Origin of the sequence: Chryseobacterium proteolyticum (assembly GCF_046591535.1) — a bacterium.
Taxonomy (GTDB): domain Bacteria; phylum Bacteroidota; class Bacteroidia; order Flavobacteriales; family Weeksellaceae; genus Chryseobacterium; species Chryseobacterium proteolyticum.
In genome coordinates this window covers 101,583-122,390 of sequence record NZ_JBJLWK010000003.1, presented here as the reverse complement: position 1 = coordinate 122,390, position 20,808 = coordinate 101,583, and the positions used below count along the sequence as shown (strand labels likewise).

The window sequence follows — 20,808 nt, the reverse complement described above, 5'->3', positions numbered from 1 at the left end:
TTTAATAGATAATGAAAAAACTAATAGGTTTATTTTTACTGCTCTTCATATATAACGTCAGCTTTTCTCAGGAATTACTGTCTACCGTGCAGGTAAATTCCCAACAGTTGGGAGGAAGTAATCAGCAGGCGTTTAAAACGTTGGAAAAAAGTCTTAAAGATTTTATTAATAATACCAGCTGGACGGGAAAAAAGCTTCAGAATTTTGAAAAAATAAAATCCAATTTTGCGATTGTATTAACTTCCAAAGATGGAAACAAATATGGGGGAAATATTGTTGTTCAGGCAGTTCGTCCCGTTTACAATTCGAATTATGAATCTCCGCTCATCAACTTGCAGGATACCAATTTCGAATTTGAATATGTTGAAAATGAAAACCTGATATTCAACGAAAGGCAATTCTCGGGTAAAAATCTTATTGACGTCATCAGCTTCTATGTATACCTTGTTTTAGGTTATGATGCCGATAGCTTTCAATCAATGGGAGGGACACAGTGGTTTGCAAAAGCACAACAAATCGCGCAGAATGCACAAAACAGAGGATACAAAGGCTGGGCACAGATCGGAAGTGAGGGGCCAAGAACCAGAGGTGTTCTGATCAGTCAGCTAACAGGTCCTAACTTAAGTCAGTTGCGCTCCATATACTATACTTATCACAGAGCCGGATTAGATAACTTATACAACCAGGATCAGACACAGCCTAAGAAAATTATATACGATGCACTGATGCAATTGAAAACGTATGAAAATAGTTTCCAGCAGAATTATGCATTGAATCTTTTCCTTGAAGTAAAGAATGATGAAATTTTTAATATTTTCAACTCTAACAACAACGGAGGAATAGTTTTAAATGATCTTAAGCAGATGATGATCGTTTTTGCACCTAAGTTTAATGATAAATGGAATAAGTGGAAATAAATTTTAAGAACATAAATATCTTGAATTCTTAATTCTAAAATTTATATTTGCAGTACTAATCTGCTGGAAATTTATGCTTTCGAAAATCTTTATTAAAAACTTTGCTTTAATCGATACTCTTGAAGTTTCTTTGCACAACGGATTGCAGGTGATTACCGGTGAAACGGGTGCTGGGAAATCGATCATACTGGGTGCTTTGAGGCTTATTTTAGGAGAAAGAGCAGATCTGAAATCTATTTCTAAAACAGAAGAAAAAAGTATTGTAGAAACCGAATTTTCTCTGGATAACCAGTTTAAAAAATTCTTTATAGAGAACGATCTGGATTATGAGCATCAGACCATTATCAGAAGAGAAATCCTGCCATCCGGAAAGTCTAGGGCTTTCATTAATGATGTTCCTGTGACTTTGGATGTTTTAAAAGAACTTTCTTCCCAGCTGATTGATATTCATTCCCAATTTGAAACTTCCAATCTATTTACCTCGGAATATCAGTTTAAAATCATAGACGGACTTTCTGAAAACAAACAGCTGATTTCAGATTATCAATACGAGTTTTTAGAATTTCAAAGCTTAAAAGCGCAACTTAAAAAACTGCAAATTCAGCTTTCTGAAAACAACAAAGAAAGTGATTACAAATTATTTTTACTGAATGAGCTGGAAGATCTGAAACTGGATGATATTGATTATGAAGAATTACAAAGCCAGCTTTCGATTCAGGAAAATGCGGAAATGATTTCTGATAATCTTGTTCAGATTTTATCAAGATTTCATCAGGAAGAAATAGGGATTTTATCCTTTTTTAATGAAGCTAAAAATAAGCTTTCAAAAATTGCGGATATTTCGCATAGCTTTTCTGAACTCGATAGAAGGCTTGATGAATCATTCGTGGAAATTAAAGATATCATCTCGGAGCTTGAAAATGAATCTGAAAAAATTGAAATCAATCCTGAAAATCTGGCATTGCTTTCTGAACTTAACAATAAGCTGAATGCATTGCTTTTAAAGCACAATGTGGCAGATGTCAGCGAATTGAAAGAAATCAGGGATCAGCTTGCGGGTGAACAAAAAGGAGCATCCGAACTGGAAGGTCTGATCAGTGAAATTAAGGAAGATATCTTAAAGAAAGAAAAATCGCTTCTATCCCTTTCTGAAAAACTTTCCAAGAACAGGAAAAAAAGTATTCCTGTATTTATCAAAAAAGCAGAAGAGCTTTTAAAGAAATTAGGACTTGAAAAGGCAAAAGTAGATATAGAGCTAGAGACAGTGCCGGATTTTAATGCTTTTGGTAAAGAAAATATCCAGCTTTTATTTCAGGCTAATTCAGGATTTCCTTTACGTCCTATTCAGACGGCTATTTCCGGAGGGGAAAGATCAAGGGTAATGCTTGCTGTAAAAAAGATTATTGCGGAAAGTGATGATCTTCCTACGCTTATCCTAGACGAGATTGACACCGGAGTTTCTGGAAAAGTTGCTGAAGAGATAGGAAATCTGATGCGGGAAATGTCAAAAGACATGCAGCTCATTGTGATTTCTCATTTGGCACAAGTAGCGGCCAAAGGAAATAATAATTACAAAGTGGTAAAGCAGGATGTTGCAGGAAAGACACAATCTACGATTATCCCGTTAAATGAAGATGAAAAGTTAAATGAAATTGCCCAATTGCTTTCTGGAAGCAAAATCACCGAAGCGGCTTTAGCACAGGCCAAAGAGCTTATAGGCTGAGTTTTGTAACATTTTTTACATTATATTTACTAATGTAAAAAAAAGGTTATGTTTTTAAAATTCCTCAGGTTAGAAATCAAGAGTTTTTTTCGTGGTACTTCCGTTGGGATTAACATGGCAATGAAGGTCCTTCGTTTTATGGGGATTCTTTATTTTATGGCATGTTTAGCAGGTGGAGCATTTGCAGCTTTCTTTTATGTACAGGAAGAGCTTCATCAGGATCCCTTAAAAATAGTTTCAAGATTTTTAATTATAGGATGGATTATCGACCTTGCTGCCAAATACATCTGGCAGGAAATGCCTACTCAGAACATCAAGCCCTTTCTTACCCTGAATATTTCAAAGAAAACATTGGTTAATTATATGCTGGTTAAGACATTTCTGTCTGCATTCAGCTGGTTTAATTCTCTTTTCCTGATTACCTTTTCTTTGATCGCTTTATTCAATGGTTACGGGTTTTTAGAAATTTTTGGGTGGTTCATAGGGGTCTCTTCTCTTTTTTACCTAAATAATTTTATTAATATATTTTTCAACGATAAAGAAAAGATTGCCATTGCAGTAGCGATTGTTTTTGGAGCTTTTGCTTTGTTGAACTATTACCAGATTATTCCTGTTTTATCTTATTCAGAAACGGTGTTTTATAGCTTTTATGAAAAACCGTATTATGCAGTAATCGCTTTTGTTTTATTTTTAGGATTGTGGTGGTTATGCTTTAATCATATCCGTAGAGAATTTTATCTTGATCAGGGACTTGAAGCTAAAAAAACGATCGGTAAAACAGAAAATATCGCCTTTTTGAATAAGTATGGCGCATTAGGAACTTTTATCAATAATGACGTAAAAATGCTCAGACGAAATAAGGTAACAAAAGGTATTTTATTGGGAAGTTTCTTTTTTGTTTTTTATGGTCTTCTGATGCTGGTCTCTCCGGTATATAAGACTCCGGCTATGATGATGTTCATGGGATTGTTTGTAACAGGTGGCTTTCAGTTTTTATTTGGACAGAGAGTTCCTGCATTCGACAGTTCTTATTATCCGTTGATGATGACCTTAAATGTGCCCTATAAAGAATATCTCAAAGCCAAATGGTGGCTCATGAATATTATAACCTCTCTGTCAATGGTGCTTGCAGTATTTTATGTTTATTTCGGATGGGAAATATATATCACCTTTTTAGCGGCGGGCTTATATAATATGGGAGTTAACTCACAGTTTACATTATGGTCAGGAGCGTTTAATAAAACGCAGATCGATCTTAATTCAAAGGAAAAAAGAATCGGCCAAAAAAATAGTTTTAATTTAAAAGCAATGTTATTGCTGATACCTAAAATGTTGTTGCCCATGGCTGTTTTTGCTATCTCTAAATATTCTTTCGGGATTACAGGAGGCGTAATCAGCATTGCAGTTTTAGGCGTGATTGGCTTCTTGTTCAGAGAAAAAATCTTCGATATCATTGTGAGGCACTATAAAAGAGAAAAATACAGTACACTAGAGGCATTTAAAAATAAAGATTAACAGAATGATCACAATACATAATTTATCCAAAACATACGGTACAGCTACTGTTCTAAACATTGAAAACCTTGAAATCCCTCAGGGAGAAACTTTTGGGCTGGTTGGAAATAATGGTGCAGGGAAAACGACACTCTTCAGTCTGATGCTGGATCTTATTCAGCCGACAACAGGCTTTGTGAGCATTGATGGTATCAAAGTAAACGAATCCGAAGCATGGAAAAGTAAAGTTTCTGCGTTTGTAGATGATACGTTTTTAATTGGCTATCTGACACCCGAAGAGTATTTCTATTTTATCGGTGAACTGCGCGGGCAGAACAAAGCCTCTGTAGATGAGTTTTTAAAACCGTTTTATGATTTGTTTAATGGAGAAATCCTTAACTCCGGTAAATATGTCCGGGATCTGTCAAAGGGTAATCAGAAAAAAGTGGGAATCGTGGGAGCGATTATCGGAAGTCCGGAGATCATTATTTTGGATGAACCATTTGCCAACCTGGATCCTTCAACCCAAATAAAGCTTAAAAACCTGATCAAAGAACTCTCCAAGCAAGAAGGAGTTACTTTTTTGATATCCAGTCACGATTTATCGCATACAACCGAAGTGTGCAACAGGATTGTGGTGGTTAATAAAGGAAAGATGGTTAAAGACATTCAGACTAATCCGGAGACGCTGCGTGATCTTGAGCAGTACTTTGCGGATCAGGTTTCCCTATAATTTTAATTTTAAAATAAAATACAAATGAATCAAGAGTCTCAGAACGTTACTGATTATCCTAACAGTAACACTATTTTTATGGTGTGGAAGCTACAAGAGGGTCCTCAATTGAAAAAAATATTTCAGCAACTATGCGCTTTGGTTTTAAATCTTAACAATTCTGTTTTCAACAGATTTCCGGATAGCAGAGCAAGCTGTATTATGGCGATTGGATATGAAGCATGGAAAAAACTGGATCTCCCAACACCACTTCCTAAAGAATTAGCCAATTTCGAAGAAATAAAAGGGGTAAAGCATACTGCTGTTGCTACTCCCGGCGACCTGCATTTTCACTTAAGGGCAGACAATAAAAGTATTTGCTTTGATATGGCCATTGAGATATCAAAATTATTAAGCTCCGTTGCTGAAAGTATATTGGAAATTCATGGATTTAAATATTGGGATGCCAGGTCAATTTTAGGATTTGTAGATGGAACCGAAAATCCGCACGGAGAAGACCGTGATTATTTTGCAAAAGTAGGAGACGAAGATTTAACCTATAAAGGGGGAAGCTATCTTTTTGTTCAGAAGTACCTTCACAATATGGATGCATGGAAAGGACTTTCGACTGACGAACAGGAAAAAGTGATCGGAAGGTCAAAGGAAAATGACATTGAGATGTCTGATTCCGTAAAACCATCTAATTCCCACATTGCTTTAGCCAATATTGAAGGTGAAAATGGTGAAGAATTAAAAATCGTTAGAGATAACATGCCATTTGGGAATCCATCAACCAATGAATTCGGAACTTATTTTATCGCATATGCAAGCACCTTTACAACAGTGAAAAAAATGCTTACCAACATGTTTATTGGCGATCCGGCAGGGAATTATGACAGGATTTTAGATTTTAGCACCGCTAAAACAGGGACATTATTCTTTGCTCCGACCCGAGATATGCTGGACGACTTTTCGGGATAAAATACGGATCAACTGTTATAATATTTATCGATTAAAATAAAAAAAATATTTTTTTGTGTAACCTTTTTGAAATCCTGTTGTCTTTAAAGTAGAAACTAATCTTAAATGAAACTTTTGTTTGGAAATAAAAAAGAGGATTTGCTTAGCCGCCTGAAAAAACAGGATGCGGCTGCCCAGAAATTCTTTTATGATCAAAATGTAAAAAAAATTTCTGAGTGTAAGTAAAAGCTACGTCAGTGATCTGTATCAGGCAGAAGATTGCCTTATCAGAGCATTTTGTAAGATTTTTCAACATATTGAAAGTTTCAGAGGAGATGGTAACCTTGAGGGATGGGCAAGAAGAATTGTTGTTAATGAATGTTTAAACTTTATCAAAAGCCGTAAAACCGTTTTTTACCTCGATGAAATCAACCAACCTTTCATGGATGAAAGCAATGAAGAGGAGCTAGTATTTGATTTTAATGCCCAGGAGCTCTTGGATCAGTTGCCGGATGCATATAAAATGGTTTTTAACCTTTATGTTTTGGAAGGATACTCTCATCAGGAGATTGCCGATACACTACAGATCTCCGTAGCCATGAGCAAGACGCAATTATTCAGAGCAAAAGAGAGATTAAGAAAAATTTACTTTCAACAACAAAAAACACTAAAAAATGAACACTATTAAAAATAATTTTGAAAATCAGATCAGAAAACAAATTGAAGAAAGGGAAATAAATCCTTCCAGAGATTTGTGGTCTGAAATTCAGAATCACACACAGAATAATCGTCCAAAATCAAAACTTAACTGGTTATTGGTTGCAGCGTGTCTTATCCTGCTTTTCAGTTTAGGCTCTGTTCTGGTATTTTACAATAAACAAAAGCCTTCAGAAGTTCAGATTACAGAAAGAAAAATACCTTCCGGTGCAAAGAAAGTGATAAGAGAAGTGGTAAAAGAATCTCCGGCAATGGTGCTACAGGATGTAAAAAAGAAGGATGAGACAAAGAATACTGAACCATCTGAGAATTTAGGGGCCCCTGAGGCAGTTGTATCCAGAGATAACAAAAAATTACCGGTCATTAAAGAAAACACTTCTGAGTTAGTACCTGTTATTATAGAAACACCTCCTGCCAAAATTATTGCACAGACGGATTCTGCAAAGGTACCGGCTGGCAGGAAAAGATATGTTGACCCCTCAACATTGCTTTTTTCGGTTGAACATAAAGATGCCATTGAAAAGACCAAAGGCAAAAGTAATGTTGCGACTATCGATCTGAACGGCAAATAATAATTTTAACGATAAAAAAATAATAATACTATGATCAAGAAATTTATCCTGATAGGATTCGTGTGCCTTTTTTCTGCCACAGCATATGCACAGAAAAAGCCTACGTTTAATCTTCCTTCAAAAGAAGAATCCGATGTGAGTCCTATGGTCAAGGAAAAAGTAGAAGAATATGCTACAGAGATTAATACAATTATTCAGGAGGAGAAAAAACTTATGGAAGCTGAGCTTTTAGATCTTCAGAGCAAAGGACTCGAAAAGAATGAGTTTAATAAGCAGAAAGCAGACATTGCAGATCGCTTTTCAGAAAAAATTGACCAAAGGATACGGGATTTGGGTTTTGACCTCGATATGGTGATTCAGAAACAGGTGAGGTATTCACTTCTCAATACTGATGTTACTTCCAAGGAAGAACTAAGGGCGAAGCTTTTGAAGAAGTTCAGGCCGACAAGAAGTTTGGATGGTTATTTCTCTTATGGAGTAATGACGCTTACAAATAATTTGTCCGATAATGACCTCGATAAGCATATGGGATATTCCAATAATCTGGAATTCGGCTTTAAATTTAACTATCAATTTAGCAGAACCAGTCCATGGGGTCTTATTTCCGGTGTTGGATTTTCCTGGAGAACACTGCGTTTGGATGATAATATGATTTTTGCAAAGGATGCCAATTCGAATGTCCATTTGCAGAAATATCAGGGAAGTATAGATAAAAGTAAGTTGAGAACGGGCTATATCATGATTCCTCTGGGTTTGCAGTATAATTTTTCAAAACTTAAAAGCGCAGGAATGGATATTCAGTACAGAGACTATAATAAGGGATTCAAGGTTGGAGCTAATGTGTATGGAGGGATAAAAATGTCGAGTAATAATATCTTCAAAGGAGACGGATTCGACTCAAGAGACCGTGCGAATTACCAGGTCAATCCTTTTGTATATGGTGGTCAGGTTACACTTTCCTATAACGATTTCAGTATTTTTGTAAAGAAGGATTTCAGCAATTTCTTTAAAGATGATACTTTTAAAAACGATAAAGCACTGATTTTTGGAGTAGCCCTTTGGTGGTAAGAAAACACATATATTCATATAAATCTATTGAACAAAGGCCGGAAAATCATTTTCCGGCCTTGTTTATGAAATTACATTGGCGGTTCTTCCGAACACATATCTGCCTCTACAAAGCACATTCCAGAAGTACATGGATTTCCTGAGGGTGCGGATAAGCAGCAGCCATGATATCCGTTGTAAATGATGTGACGGGTTCCACTCGGACAAGTATGTCCACCAACTATTTTCTTTAAATTTTCTCTGTTAAGCTTTGCAAGATTTTTCATAGTAATTAGTTTAAATATTTATTTATCACTAATTTATGAAAAAATGATCAAAAGATCAGTGCTTAAAATGATTAAAACAAAAGCCTTAGATTTCTCCAAGGCTTTTCTGTTTGTTACTTTAAGCTTCCGACCATGTCTTCCGGTTTTACCCACTCATCAAATTGTTCAGCGGTTAAAAGTCCTAGATTAACGGCTTCTTCTTTTAATGTTGTTCCGTTTTTATGGGCTGTTTTTGCAATTTTAGCTGCATTTTCATAACCAATATGGGTATTTAAAGCAGTTACCAACATTAAAGATTTATCAACAAGCTCTTTAATTCTCTCATAATTAGGTTCAATTCCAACGGCGCAGTGGTCGTTAAATGAAATGCATGCATCAGCAATTAACTGAGCTGACTGAAGAAAATTATACGCCATAACAGGCTTGAAAACATTCAGTTCGTAATTTCCCTGGGTCCCGGCGAAAGAGATGGTAGTGTCATTTCCTAAAACCTGCGCACAAACCATAGTTAAAGCTTCATTTTGGGTAGGGTTTACCTTTCCGGGCATGATAGATGATCCTGGTTCGTTTTCAGGAATATGAATTTCCCCAATCCCGGAACGCGGTCCCGAAGCTAATAATCTTACATCCTGGGCGATCTTAAATAAGGATACGGCCAATTGTTTTAGGGCTCCATGGGATTCCACGATGGCATCATGGGCAGCAAGTGCCTCGAATTTGTTTTCCGCAGTTATAAAAGGATGATTGGTAAACTTTGCAATATATCCCGCCACAGCTACATCATAACCTTTTGGTGTGTTAAGGCCTGTTCCTACTGCAGTTCCTCCTAAAGCTAATTCAGAAAGATGCGGAAGTGTATTTCGTAATGCTCTGAGACCGAATTCCAGTTGAGCGACATAGCCTGAGAATTCCTGTCCAAGAGTAAGAGGAGTAGCGTCCATTAAATGGGTTCTTCCGATTTTTACGACATCTTTAAAAGCTTTAGCTTTTTCGGCTAACGTATTTTTTAGTTTTTCAACCGCAGGAATGGTTACTTCAACTACTTTTTTATAGGCAGCAATATGCATTGCGGTAGGATAGGTATCATTGGAAGATTGAGACTTATTCACATCGTCATTCGGATGAATTTCAGATTTATCACCAAGTGTTCCGCCATTATTAACATGAGCCCTATTTGATACTACTTCATTGATATTCATATTCGATTGTGTTCCGGAGCCTGTTTGCCAGATAACCAATGGAAACTGATCATTGAGCTTTCCTTCCAGAATCTCATCACAAACCTTTGCGATCATATCTCTCTTTTCAGCAGGAAGAACTCCCAGATCGGTGTTGGCATAAGCGGCTGCCTTTTTCAGATAAGCAAAAGCTTCAATAATTTCATGAGGCATTGAACCTTCTGGTCCGATCTTGAAATTGTTTCTGGATCGCTCGGTTTGTGCTCCCCAGAATTTATCAGCAGGTACCTGCACTTCACCCATGGTGTCTTTTTCTATTCTGTAATTCATTGTGGTTGAAATTTTTATAAAGTTAAAGATAAACTATAAAATTCACAATTTATAATGGTTATAAATATGGAAGGTTATTGGTGATTTTACTCATGTTTTTTTAAGTATGTTTTATTTTTGCATAAAGAAAAAATTGAATGGAATTTAGATATCAGGATCCGTATCCGATTCAGAAAGATGATACGGTTTACAAGAAGCTTACATCAGACTATGTGAAAGTAGAACAACTTGGGGAAAGAGAGATTTTAACAGTGGATCCTAAAGGATTGGAGTTATTGGCTGAAGAGGCAATGGCTGATGTTTCTTTTATGCTTCGTTCTTCTCATCTTGAAAGCCTTAGAAGAATTATTGATGATCCTGAAGCTACTGATAACGATCGTTTTGTGGCCTACAACTTATTACAAAATGCTGCCGTTGCCGTAGAAGGAGCCCTTCCTTCCTGCCAGGATACCGGAACTGCTATTGTAATGGGGAAAAAAGGAGAAAATGTGTATACAGGAGTAGATGACGGGGAGTATTTAAGTAAAGGAATATATAATACATATCAGAAGAGAAATCTGAGATATTCACAAATCATTCCTTTGAATATGTTTGACGAGAAGAATTCGGGGTCAAATTTACCTGCTCAAATCGATTTATATACCAAAAAGGGAAACTCTTATGAGTTTTTATTTTTAACAAAAGGGGGTGGTTCAGCAAATAAGACCTTCTTATATCAAAAGACCAAATCCTTACTTAATGAAAAATCTCTTGAAGAGTTTATTAAGGAGAGAATTTCAGATCTTGGAACCGCTGCATGTCCACCATACCACCTTGCTTTGGTCATTGGAGGAACATCTGCGGAAGCTAACCTGGCAGCAGTGAAAAAAGCTTCAGCTAAATATTACGATAATCTTCCTACTTCCGGAAATGAAGGCGGACAGGCATTCAGAGATCTTGAATGGGAAGCTAAAGTTCAGAAGATTTGTCAGGAAAGTGCAATTGGGGCTCAGTTTGGAGGAAAATACCTAACACATGATGTAAGGGTGATCAGACTTCCTCGTCACGCAGCTTCTTGTCCTGTAGGAATGGGAGTTTCATGTTCAGCAGACAGAAACATTAAAGGTAAAATTACCAAAGAGGGTATCTTCCTTGAACAACTGGAAGAAAATCCTAAAAGATTTTTGCCTGAAACAGCGCCCCACCTGGAAGAGGCCGTTGAAATCGATCTGAATAAGCCAATGCCGGAAATTCTGGCTGAGCTTTCCAAATACCCGATCAAAACCAGATTAAAGCTAAACGGAACTTTAATTGTGGCAAGAGATATTGCCCATGCGAAAATTAAAGAATTGATCGACAGTGGAAAACCGATGCCTGAATATTTTAAAAATCATCCTATATATTATGCAGGACCGGCAAAGACCCCAGAAGGGATGCCTTCCGGAAGTTTTGGCCCAACAACAGCCGGAAGAATGGATGTATATGTAGATGAATTCCAAAAAAACGGAGGAAGCATGATTATGCTGGCCAAAGGAAACCGCAGCAAGGATGTAACAGATGCTTGTAAAAAGTACGGAGGTTTCTATCTCGGTTCTATCGGAGGTCCTGCGGCTATCCTTGCCAAAGACAATATTCTTTCGGTAGATGTAGTTGATTTCCCGGAATTAGGAATGGAAGCAGTAAGAAAAATAGAGATCAAAGACTTCCCGGCGTTTATCATTACAGATGATAAAGGGAATGATTTCTTTGCAGATCTTGCGCATTAATTAGTTTAAAATCAAAATAAATAATAAAAATAGAGCCTGTATCTTTTGTGTAAAAAGGAAAAAAGTTCTATTTTTGCCTAAAATCTATAAGAAAAATGATGTTATCAGCATTTTGGCCGTTTTATCAGTTCCTTTGGACCATCTATTTTGTAACAATGTTCCTGGTAGGATTCTGGTGTATCTTTATGTTTTTTGGATTAGTAATCCCAATGTGGTTAAGCGAAGGTTTGATGGAATACTTCGGTAAAGTAAAGCCTTTCGATCCGGAAGATATCAGAAGAAAAAAAGTATATGAGCAGGAAGGAGTAGAGGTAATCTTCAGCGAGCCTAAAGGTAACGGTCCTTTCTTACACGATAGTCACGGACATCATTAATTGATTGTCATTGCTTTTCCGCCTTAATTCCGGGAAAGTGATATCAAAGCAAAACAACATATACAAAACCACTTAATCTGATTAGGTGGTTTTTTTATTTACTGGTTTCTCAATTTCTCCGGAGAAAGTCCGAATTTCTTTTTGAAGGCCCTTGTAAAGTTTTGTACATATTCATATCCACATTCTATAGATATTTCCTTGATCATGATCTCCTTGTTGATGATCATTTTTTTTGCCTTAAGCATTCTGAGGCCTGAGATATAATCTGTTATGGTCATATTATACTGGGACTTGAAGGCTTTTCGAATGCTATTCTGATTAATTCCTATAATCTTGCCGATTTCTTCTACCCTGATATTTTTATGGAAGTTTTCATCCACAAATCTTTTAATGGCTGATGCGGTTTTAGGAGAGATTTCATTTGTTTTTTTTTTCAACAAACTGTTCAATCATTAAAATCAGGAGTTTGATTATTTTAGCTTCGATCAGTAATTTTTGCGTAATTCCTTTTTTGGGATTGCTTAATATTTCCTTGACGATCATATGCATTTCCACTGTCATAAGTGGTGGAGTTTCCTTATGAAGAAATATATAATTATTATTCACCATTTTTTTTAAGATATCTGCGCTTTCGTGGTCAGATTCAGGTTGAATCAGTTTTTCCATATACTGATAAGTAACCTGAATTTGGAGATATTTTAGTTTTTCGGGATTTTCTGTCCAGAGTAATGAGGTATTTTCCTGGGAGGAATAATGTAATATATATTGATTTTTTTTGAATAAAAACCTTGTTCTACAATCCTGGGCCTCCAGATAGATGCCTTGACTAAGTAAAAAGAGAAGATTGAAGGTATTTTGACCCTCAGTCATAATTGATTTCGAGGATTGTTCGGGGCAAACTTCTTCCTGTATTATTTTAAAGTCTGCGGATCTGAATAATAATCCTTTTTTAGATTGTTCCTTCATGTGGCAATCTCCTTACGATATGGTACGATTGATATTTAGTTAAACACCCGATAACAAAAAGTTTGAAAATGATAACTTCAGATTACCTGAGTAGAGTACTTTTGCGCAAAGTTAAATTTAAATTTAGAATAATTAAAAATAATATTCATTATGTTGAAAATTTTATATTTTACAATGCGAAAATTGGTGCTGGGACTGGGGTTGTTCATTGGTGGAAGTATCCTATATGCTCAGCAGTGGGAAAATGTAGGTTTGAGCACAATTGTTTCTACGGGAGGGAGTAGTAATAATAATCTGGCTATAGATCATTCAGGGAACTATTATTTATCATATTATGATGTGTCTGTTGGGAAAGGCTCGGTTCAGAAATTTGACGGAACCGGTTGGTCTTACGTAGGCGGAAGTGCAGGGATAACAAACGGATCAGCCCTTTACAATTCACTGACACTTGACAGTTCAGGAAATCCCTATTATACCAATCAGATCGGTTACCCGGGTTCCGGTCTGGAAGTACGTCAGTATACTGGTCTTGCATGGGCACAATTACCCAATGTTACATCGAATTCAGTAAATTATCATGCTTCGGCAGTATCATCCTCCAATGTTTTATTTACATATAGTAACGATGAATCCGGAACTGTTAAACGTTATGTAAACGGATCCTGGGAACAGGTTGGAAATAGTGGTTTTTCTAATGGAGCAGCATTTGCTGAAATGGTAATAGGATCAGATAATAAGGTATATACTTGTAGTGTAGCGAACGGAGTTAATGTATATCAAAATTCAACGGGGGCAACAGCTTCCGATAATTGGACATTGGTTGGTGGAAGTGTTGTTGATGCTTCTTCATCAGGAGAACAGTATTATTCAGATATTGCAATTGATAGCAATAATAATTTGTATGTTGCTTATGTTTCCAATGCTGCGAATGGAAGGAAAGTAAATGTTAAGAAGTTTAACGGAACTTCCTGGGTTCAGGTTGGAAATGCTTATTTTTCATCAGGAGCTGTTCAGTATACCGCAATTGCAGTAACACCTTCCGGTGAACCTTATGTAGCGGTTAGTCGATGGGAAAATGATAATCATTTAAGAAATACGGTTTACAAATTGGACAATGTAACTCAGTTATGGGGTGCTTTTGGAGGGGATTTTATTTCCGATGGAGGAGCTACATTTAATGATCTCGCGATCGATACATTGAACAAATATCTGGTTTTGGCTTATTCTCAGGATGGAACACGCGTAAAAAGAATTTCAATTGCCGGTTCATCTCAAACCTGTACCAATGCAGATCCGGGAAATAATCCCGGAGATACAGGATGTGTTTCTTTTACCTATAACGGAAGTCAGGTTTCTTATTCTACTGTTAGAGGTAAGGATGGGAAAATATGGCTTCAGCAGAATCTGGGAAGCATTCAGGTAGCTACCTCAATGACAGATGAAGATTCTTACGGAGACTTATTTCAGTGGGGGAGATGGGATGATGGACATCAGAAAAGAAATTCTCAAACAGTAGGCATTCCTACGCCGAATTCTCCAGATGGGTTAACCGGAATTACTTCTTTTGTAACCGGATCCTGGTGGAATGCCAATTCATTAACAGATCACTGGTCAGCAAACAATATGAATGCGGTAAACTCAGGAAACGGATATGATCCTTGTAAAGCAATAAGCCTGGATTGGAAAATGCCGAGCCAGGCAGATTGGGCTGCATTGCAAAGTGCTGAAGTAATCAATAATCCTGCAACCGCATACAGCAGTACTTTAAAATTGTCTGCGGGAGGATACAAAGGAGCTTCAACAGCTGACTTTACTTTTGTTGGGCAAAGAGGCTATTACTGGAGTTCCACCCCATCAGCCTTCGGAGCCAAATACTTTTATATCGGGAATACTATTGGAAATCCAAATGCAGGCGGACCAAGAGGCCAAGGACAATCGGTAAGATGTGTCAAGGATGTATCTGCGCTAAGTACTTCCGAAATCAGACTTAATACAATAAGTGTATATCCAAATCCAACGAATGGAATTGTTAACATTGATGTGGATTCAGCAATAGAAAATGTGCAGGTAATGAATGCAGTAGGGCAAATTGTCAAAATTCCGTTTTTCAATAACAAGATTAATATGCAAGGAATTGCTAAAGGAGTTTATATGGTTCAGGTAAAGTTAAAGAGCGGGCAAACTTTTTCAAAAAAAATCATTAAAAACTAATACTTTACTATTGATTATTTAGAAGGTAATCGGTAAAGACCTTTGTTTTCAAAACTTATTCATATTCAATATATGACATTTTAAAAGATAGTTCATTTTTTAGTTAAATAAACCCGCAGTGTATACTATATTGTACATTGCGGGTTTTGTTTTAGGTTAAATTTTTGATTGATTTAATTTGCCATAGAATCTGCTTCAATAATAGCTTCAGCAAAAGCTTTCGGAGCTTCCTGCGGAACATTATGGCCTATTCCATTGAGGATTTTATGTACATATTTACCGGTAAATTGTTTGGCATAAGCTTTTCCATCTGCAGCGGGACCATCAAAATCACTTGCTATAGTAATGGTGGATACATTAATAACGGGGCGTTTGTCCAAACGTTTTTCAAGATTGTCATATTTGGGCTCTCCTTTGGCCAGGGATAACCTCCAACGATAGTTATGAATAACAATTGCCGTATGATCGGGATTTTTAAAGGATTCGGCTGTCTGATCAAAGGTTGCCGTGTCAAAATTCCATTTTGGTGAAGCAGATTTCCAGATCAGTTTATTGAATTCATATGCATTTTTAGCATATCCTTTTTCACCTCTGTCGGTAGAAAAATAATATTGGTACCACCAGCCATATTCAGCTTCCGGAGTTAATGGATTTTTATTAGCTTCTAAATTTGTGACTAAATATCCGCTTACAGAAACAAGAGCTTTTACTCGTTCCGGCCATAACGCAGCCATAATGTCTGCTGTCCGGGCTCCCCAGTCGAACCCTCCAACTACTGCTTTGTTTATTTTAAGGGCATCCATCAAGGCAATGATATCCAGGGCAACAGCAGATTGCTGGGCATTTCTCATTGTATTTGGAGAGATAAAACGGGTCGTTCCAAATCCTCTCAGATAAGGAGTAATTACTCTGTATCCTTTTTGTGACAAAATCGGAACTACTTCATTGTAACTATGGATATCATAAGGCCATCCGTGAAGAAGAATAACAGGAGTTCCATTGACTGGTCCGGCTTCAGTATACCCGATATTGAGTACACCTGCATCAATCTGCTTTAAAACTCCGAGCGAACTTTCCTGATCCTGAGGATGAGCGGATGTTTGCTGTGCGTGGAGCGAGCCCGTTGTAATAAGAATGAGAAAAACGGCATTTAGAATCAGCTTTTCCATTACATTTTGAATTTTGAATCTTTGTAACATAGCTTTAGATTTTTGATTTTTTGGAGTGATTTTTATTTCTGATTCAAAAGTAGGACGATTCGTAAAGCCTTACCATTGTTACTTATTTCAACCGGGCATTATTAATCGTGAAGCGGTCATTTTAAATTGTGAATGATTAATTAGTAATTTTTGTGTATTATTTTGTTTAAAATAAATTGCTTTTAAGAAATTAAACTATTTTAGTATATAAATAGAAAAAAGACCCTTATGAAGAAATTTTACTTTTTTATATTGCTGTTGATCAATTTTTTTGTGTTCGGACAAATCAACTATACCATTACTCCCGGACAGTTTAACGAAACAGATCAGATCACACTGACAGTTCCTGGTGATCAGATTGATGAATCGGCCTGGAACGTTAGTAACCACGTGATTTATATTTGGTCATGGTCACTGGATACCAACTATATGAATAGTCAGAATTGTCCTACAAATGGGAGCTGGGACAATTCTGATGATCAGAATAAACTGAATTATAATGCAACAACAGATACGTATTCACTGACTTTTACACCAACAACTTTTTTTGGAAGAACAGGAATCGGAAGATTTGGTTTTCTATTAAAAGACAAGGCGGGAACCCATCAAACTTCTCCGGATATTTTTGTAAATGTAGGTGTATTAAATCTCACCCTGACAAATCCGCTGCCAAATAGCTTGACATCTGTACCTTCAGGAGGTTCTGTTTCTATATCAGCAACAACAAACGTCGCCGCTAATTTTCAATTAAAAGCTAATGGAGTTGTTGTAAATTCAACATCTACTCCTTCTGTTTCGTACTCTTACAACTATATGGTATCTGCAGATGCTGATATGGAACTCATTGCTACAGATAATTCCGGGACAAAAAATGCGAAATTCATAATACAGATTCCAAGAAATGTAATATCTCAGGCTATTCCTTCATGGATACGTCAAGGTATTAATTATCATCCTACCGACAATACAAAGGTTGGTTTAGCATTGTATGCTCCCCATAAAAACTTTGTGCATGTCATCGGAAGTTTTAATAGTTGGACAGTAAATGATAATTACCTGATGAAAAGGGATACTACAAACCCTGATTTATATTGGATTGAGTTAGATGGGATTACCCCGCAGCAGCTGTATACTTTTCAATACAGAACGAATGACCTGAAAAAAGTAGCAGATCCTTTTTCTCCGCAGATTTTGTCTTCTTACGACGACCAATGGATTCCGTCATCCACATATCCCAATTTGCCACCCTTTCCTGCGGGACAGAATTTTGAAGTTTCTATGTTTAAAACAGGGCAGCCAAATTATAATTGGCAGGTTACCAATTTCCAGAGACCAGATAAAGAAGATCTGATTGTATACGAGTTGCTATTAAGAGATTTTACACAGGAAAAAAACTGGCAATCTCTTATCAATAAGATTACCTATTTGAAGAATTTAAAAATTAATGCAATTGAGCTTCTTCCTATTATGGAATTTGAAGGAAATCTTTCATGGGGATATAATACCTCTTTTCATTATGCATTAGATAAAGCCTATGGGACACCGGAGAAATTTAAAGAATTTATAGATCTGTGCCATCAAAACGGGATTGCTGTGATTTTAGATGTGGCATTTAACCATGCTACGGGAAGGTCTCCACTCGTAAGATTATGGAATATTGATCCTGACGGGGATGGATATGGGGATGTAGCAGCTAATAATCCCTATTTTAATCAGGTTCCCAAACATTCTTACAATGTTTTCAATGACTTCAATCACACAAGTTCAGCTACGAGATATTATGTTGAACGGACCTTGCAGCAATGGTTGACAGAATATAAAATTGATGGTTTCCGTTGGGATCTCACCAAAGGATTTACCCAAAATTGTTCCGAAAATGATGAGACATGCACGAATGCTTATCAACAGGACAGGGTAGATATTTTAAAGTACTATGCGGATAAACAGTGGGCAATTGACCCTAATTCATATATGATTTTTGAACATTTAGGAACAGATGCAGAAGAACAGCAATGGGCCAACTACAGAGTTGCTGAAGGAAAAGGAGTGCTGCTTTGGAATAAGCAAACAGAGCCTTATAACCAGAATACAATGGGATATAAGGAAAACAGCAATTTTGACCGGATGAATCATCAGCTTCACGGATTCACCAAAATGAATGCTGTAGGATATGGAGAAAGCCATGATGAAGAAAGACTTATGTTTAAAAATTTAGAATATGGCGCGATAAACGGTGCTTATAGTGTAAAAAATCTTGATACGGCTCTTGAAAGGATGAAAGCTTTTGGAGCGACCTTCTTTACCATACCGGGACCGAAAATGATCTGGCAATTTGGAGAACTTGGTTATGAATTCAGTATTAACCGATGTGCCGACGGAACCATTAATAATGGTTGCAGAACCGACGAAAAGCCAATTGCCTTTACATTAGGTTACGATAACAACCCAAACAGAAAAGCGGTCTATGATACATGGGCGCAAATTATTACCATTCGAAATACATATCCCGTGTTTAAATCAAAAACCTATACAGTAGAATCCAATAACCTTTCTAATGATCCGGATGGATTGATAACCAGGATATTTGTTTATGACAATCTTCTTAATAACGGGATGAAAAATGTAGTAGTTCTGGCGAATTACAATACAACAACGAAGAATGTTATTCCTTATTTTCCATATACAGGTCAATGGCAGAACTTAATGGATCAAACTATTTCAAATATTACCTCGACTACCGCTCCTATTGTATTACAACCCGGAGAATTCAGGATTTTTGGGAATTATACAGGCAATTTATCTACTGTGGATGAAAATGCACCTAATAGACTATCTCTTCAGGTAATGGAGAATCCGGTGCATAATAAAGTAGTAAAACTAAAATATTACAAGGCTAAGAATGGAGTAATTGCATTGTATGATATGACAGGTAAAAAGCTGGAATCATTCGCGCTCAAAAATGAGAGTGGAACTTATGAGTTTAAAATGGATTATGCTGCAGGAACTTATCTTGTTCATCTGAATTCTGAGTCGGGAATTGCGATACAAAAGATCATCATTAAATAGTTTGAATGTTAAATGATTCTTTTGTACAATTGTATACTATTTAGTTTTTTTACTTTGTTGATCGTGCAAATTAGTACTTTAAAGAAGTTAATATGTATAAGGGGGCCAAAGACGGTATAAATCAGAAACTAAAGGAGTTTCAAATTGAATTAATAATTCATATCTTTGCAGCCACAAAATTTCTATAATGTCCAAGTCATTAATTCCAAAACTGGAAGCTATAAAACAACGATATAATGAGGTTGCCGACCTTATTATCCAGCCTGATGTTATTTCTGATCAGAAAAGATATTCTTCTCTGAACAAAGAATATAGCGATCTGGGAAAAATCGTTAAAGTGTACGACCAATATAAAGCGGCATTAGATACAATTGAAGAATCTGATGAAATTATTGCTGATGGTTCAGACAGAGACCTGGTAGATCTTGCTAAAGAAGAAAAATTAGAAGCTCAGGCAAAACTTCCTGCTTTTGAAGAGGAATTGAAAGTATTGCTGATTCCTAAGGATCCTGCAGATGATAAAAATATCATTGTGGAATTGCGTGCAGGAACAGGGGGTGATGAAGCAGCTATTTTTGTGGAAGATATTTACAGAATGTATACCATGTATTTCAAAACTAAAGGTTGGAGACATGAAGTAACAGACTCTAATGAAGCTGCAAAAGGCTATAAGGAATTGATCATGAAAGTGGAAGGTGAAGGAGTGTACGGAATCATGAAGTTTGAATCCGGAGTTCACCGTGTACAACGTGTACCTGAAACTGAATCCCAGGGAAGAGTACATACTTCGGCCATTACTATTGCCGTATTACCTGAAGCTGAAGAAGTAGATGTGGAGATCAATCCTGCAGATATTGAAATGCAGACTTCGCGTTCCGGAGGAGCTGGGGGTCAGAACGTAAACAAGGTTGAAACAAAAGTTCAGTTGACTCACAAACCTTCAGGTCTTGTGGTGGTATGTCAACAGGCACGTTCTCAGCTGGCTAACCGTGAATTAGCAATGGAAATGCTTCGTGCAAAATTATACGACATCAAACTGCAGGAAGTTCAGGGAGATATCGCTGCACAAAGAAAAACGATGGTATCTACAGGAGACCGTTCAGCAAAAATTAAAACCTATAATTATCCTCAGGGTAGGGTAACAGATCATAGAATCAATAAATCGATGTATAATCTGGATGCCTATATGAATGGGGATATCTCTGAAATGATTGATGCTGTAATCATGGCTGAGAATGCAGAAAAAATGAAGGGAGAAGAAGATAATTATTAAATTTTTTAAATTAAATAAATAAAATAGCCTCTGTTTT

18 protein-coding genes are annotated in these 20,808 nt (G+C 36.6%); 13 read left to right on the top strand and 5 right to left on the bottom strand.

Translation table 11 applies throughout. The annotated features are described in order from the left end of the window. Positions 1 to 11: 11 nt before the first annotated feature. The 8 genes from porD (at position 12) to ACJ5H0_RS11325 (ending at position 8,163) form a co-directional block, all read left to right on the top strand. Positions 12 to 917 carry a type IX secretion system protein PorD gene (gene porD, locus ACJ5H0_RS11360; RefSeq protein WP_411249647.1) on the top strand — a complete coding sequence of 302 codons (906 nt, stop codon included), beginning with the start codon at positions 12 to 14 and terminating at the stop codon, positions 915 to 917. A gap of 73 nt (positions 918 to 990) precedes the next feature. Next, positions 991 to 2,640 (top strand): DNA repair protein RecN, encoded by a 1,650-nt coding sequence (locus ACJ5H0_RS11355; RefSeq protein ID WP_411249646.1) that lies wholly within the window; start codon positions 991 to 993, stop codon positions 2,638 to 2,640. Between the two features lie 48 nt (positions 2,641 to 2,688). Further along, positions 2,689 to 4,155, top strand: a complete 1,467-nt coding sequence (locus tag ACJ5H0_RS11350; RefSeq protein WP_411249645.1) for a DUF5687 family protein — start codon at positions 2,689 to 2,691, stop codon at positions 4,153 to 4,155. 4 nt (positions 4,156 to 4,159) lie between these two features. Next, complete coding sequence (locus ACJ5H0_RS11345; RefSeq protein ID WP_273650103.1) at positions 4,160 to 4,867, top strand: ABC transporter ATP-binding protein; 708 nt, start codon at positions 4,160 to 4,162, stop codon at positions 4,865 to 4,867. A gap of 24 nt (positions 4,868 to 4,891) precedes the next feature. Then, positions 4,892 to 5,827 (top strand): Dyp-type peroxidase, encoded by a 936-nt coding sequence (locus ACJ5H0_RS11340; protein WP_411249644.1) that lies wholly within the window; start codon positions 4,892 to 4,894, stop codon positions 5,825 to 5,827. A 211-nt stretch (positions 5,828 to 6,038) separates the two neighbouring features. Then, positions 6,039 to 6,494: an RNA polymerase sigma factor gene (locus ACJ5H0_RS11335; protein ID WP_411250339.1), complete on the top strand. Its 456-nt coding sequence runs from the start codon at positions 6,039 to 6,041 to the stop codon at positions 6,492 to 6,494. Next, a complete protein-coding gene (locus tag ACJ5H0_RS11330) occupies positions 6,481 to 7,095 on the top strand; it encodes a hypothetical protein (protein ID WP_273650098.1) in 615 nt (204 codons plus the stop codon). Before ACJ5H0_RS11335 ends, ACJ5H0_RS11330 begins: the two co-directional genes overlap by 14 nt. A gap of 30 nt (positions 7,096 to 7,125) precedes the next feature. Next, positions 7,126 to 8,163 carry an outer membrane beta-barrel protein gene (locus tag ACJ5H0_RS11325; protein ID WP_172281352.1) on the top strand — a complete coding sequence of 346 codons (1,038 nt, stop codon included), beginning with the start codon at positions 7,126 to 7,128 and terminating at the stop codon, positions 8,161 to 8,163. A 71-nt stretch (positions 8,164 to 8,234) separates the two neighbouring features. On the opposite strand, the gene ACJ5H0_RS11320 is transcribed toward ACJ5H0_RS11325, so the two are convergent. Beyond that, complete coding sequence (locus ACJ5H0_RS11320; protein WP_172281350.1) at positions 8,235 to 8,429, bottom strand: hypothetical protein; 195 nt, start codon at positions 8,427 to 8,429, stop codon at positions 8,235 to 8,237. 113 nt (positions 8,430 to 8,542) lie between these two features. After that, the gene (fumC, locus tag ACJ5H0_RS11315) at positions 8,543 to 9,937 is read right to left on the bottom strand and encodes a class II fumarate hydratase (RefSeq protein ID WP_411249643.1); all 1,395 of its coding nucleotides are present in this window, start codon (positions 9,935 to 9,937) and stop codon (positions 8,543 to 8,545) included. Positions 9,938 to 10,074: 137 nt separating this feature from the next. Here fumC and ACJ5H0_RS11310 point away from each other — a divergent pair, with 137 nt between their 5' ends. Both ACJ5H0_RS11310 and ACJ5H0_RS11305 read left to right on the top strand, forming a co-directional pair. Beyond that, on the top strand, positions 10,075 to 11,682 hold the full coding sequence (locus tag ACJ5H0_RS11310) for a fumarate hydratase (protein ID WP_172281346.1): 1,608 nt from the start codon (positions 10,075 to 10,077) through the stop codon (positions 11,680 to 11,682). 95 nt (positions 11,683 to 11,777) lie between these two features. Next, positions 11,778 to 12,056, top strand: coding sequence for a hypothetical protein (locus ACJ5H0_RS11305; RefSeq protein ID WP_172281344.1), 279 nt, complete (start codon positions 11,778 to 11,780; stop codon positions 12,054 to 12,056). Positions 12,057 to 12,154: 98 nt separating this feature from the next. Here the strand turns inward: ACJ5H0_RS11305 and ACJ5H0_RS11300 are convergent, their stop codons facing one another. Next, positions 12,155 to 12,493: a helix-turn-helix domain-containing protein gene (locus tag ACJ5H0_RS11300; RefSeq protein ID WP_411249642.1), complete on the bottom strand. Its 339-nt coding sequence runs from the start codon at positions 12,491 to 12,493 to the stop codon at positions 12,155 to 12,157. Continuing rightward, entirely contained in the window at positions 12,474 to 13,022 is a 549-nt protein-coding gene (locus tag ACJ5H0_RS11295) for a hypothetical protein (protein WP_411249641.1), read from the bottom strand. Before ACJ5H0_RS11295 ends, ACJ5H0_RS11300 begins: the two co-directional genes overlap by 20 nt. Before the next feature lie 150 nt (positions 13,023 to 13,172). On the opposite strand from ACJ5H0_RS11295, the gene ACJ5H0_RS11290 reads away from it, so the two are divergent. Next, positions 13,173 to 15,233 (top strand): T9SS type A sorting domain-containing protein, encoded by a 2,061-nt coding sequence (locus ACJ5H0_RS11290; protein WP_411249639.1) that lies wholly within the window; start codon positions 13,173 to 13,175, stop codon positions 15,231 to 15,233. A 173-nt stretch (positions 15,234 to 15,406) separates the two neighbouring features. Here ACJ5H0_RS11290 and ACJ5H0_RS11285 read toward each other — a convergent pair whose 3' ends face one another. Then, positions 15,407 to 16,432 (bottom strand): alpha/beta fold hydrolase, encoded by a 1,026-nt coding sequence (locus ACJ5H0_RS11285; protein WP_411249636.1) that lies wholly within the window; start codon positions 16,430 to 16,432, stop codon positions 15,407 to 15,409. Positions 16,433 to 16,660: 228 nt separating this feature from the next. Between ACJ5H0_RS11285 and ACJ5H0_RS11280 the strand changes: the two genes are divergently transcribed. Further along, positions 16,661 to 19,498 carry an alpha-amylase family glycosyl hydrolase gene (locus ACJ5H0_RS11280; protein ID WP_411249634.1) on the top strand — a complete coding sequence of 946 codons (2,838 nt, stop codon included), beginning with the start codon at positions 16,661 to 16,663 and terminating at the stop codon, positions 19,496 to 19,498. 187 nt (positions 19,499 to 19,685) lie between these two features. Beyond that, on the top strand, positions 19,686 to 20,771 hold the full coding sequence (gene prfA / locus ACJ5H0_RS11275; protein WP_172281336.1) for a peptide chain release factor 1: 1,086 nt from the start codon (positions 19,686 to 19,688) through the stop codon (positions 20,769 to 20,771). The last annotated feature ends 37 nt before the right edge of the window (positions 20,772 to 20,808 follow it).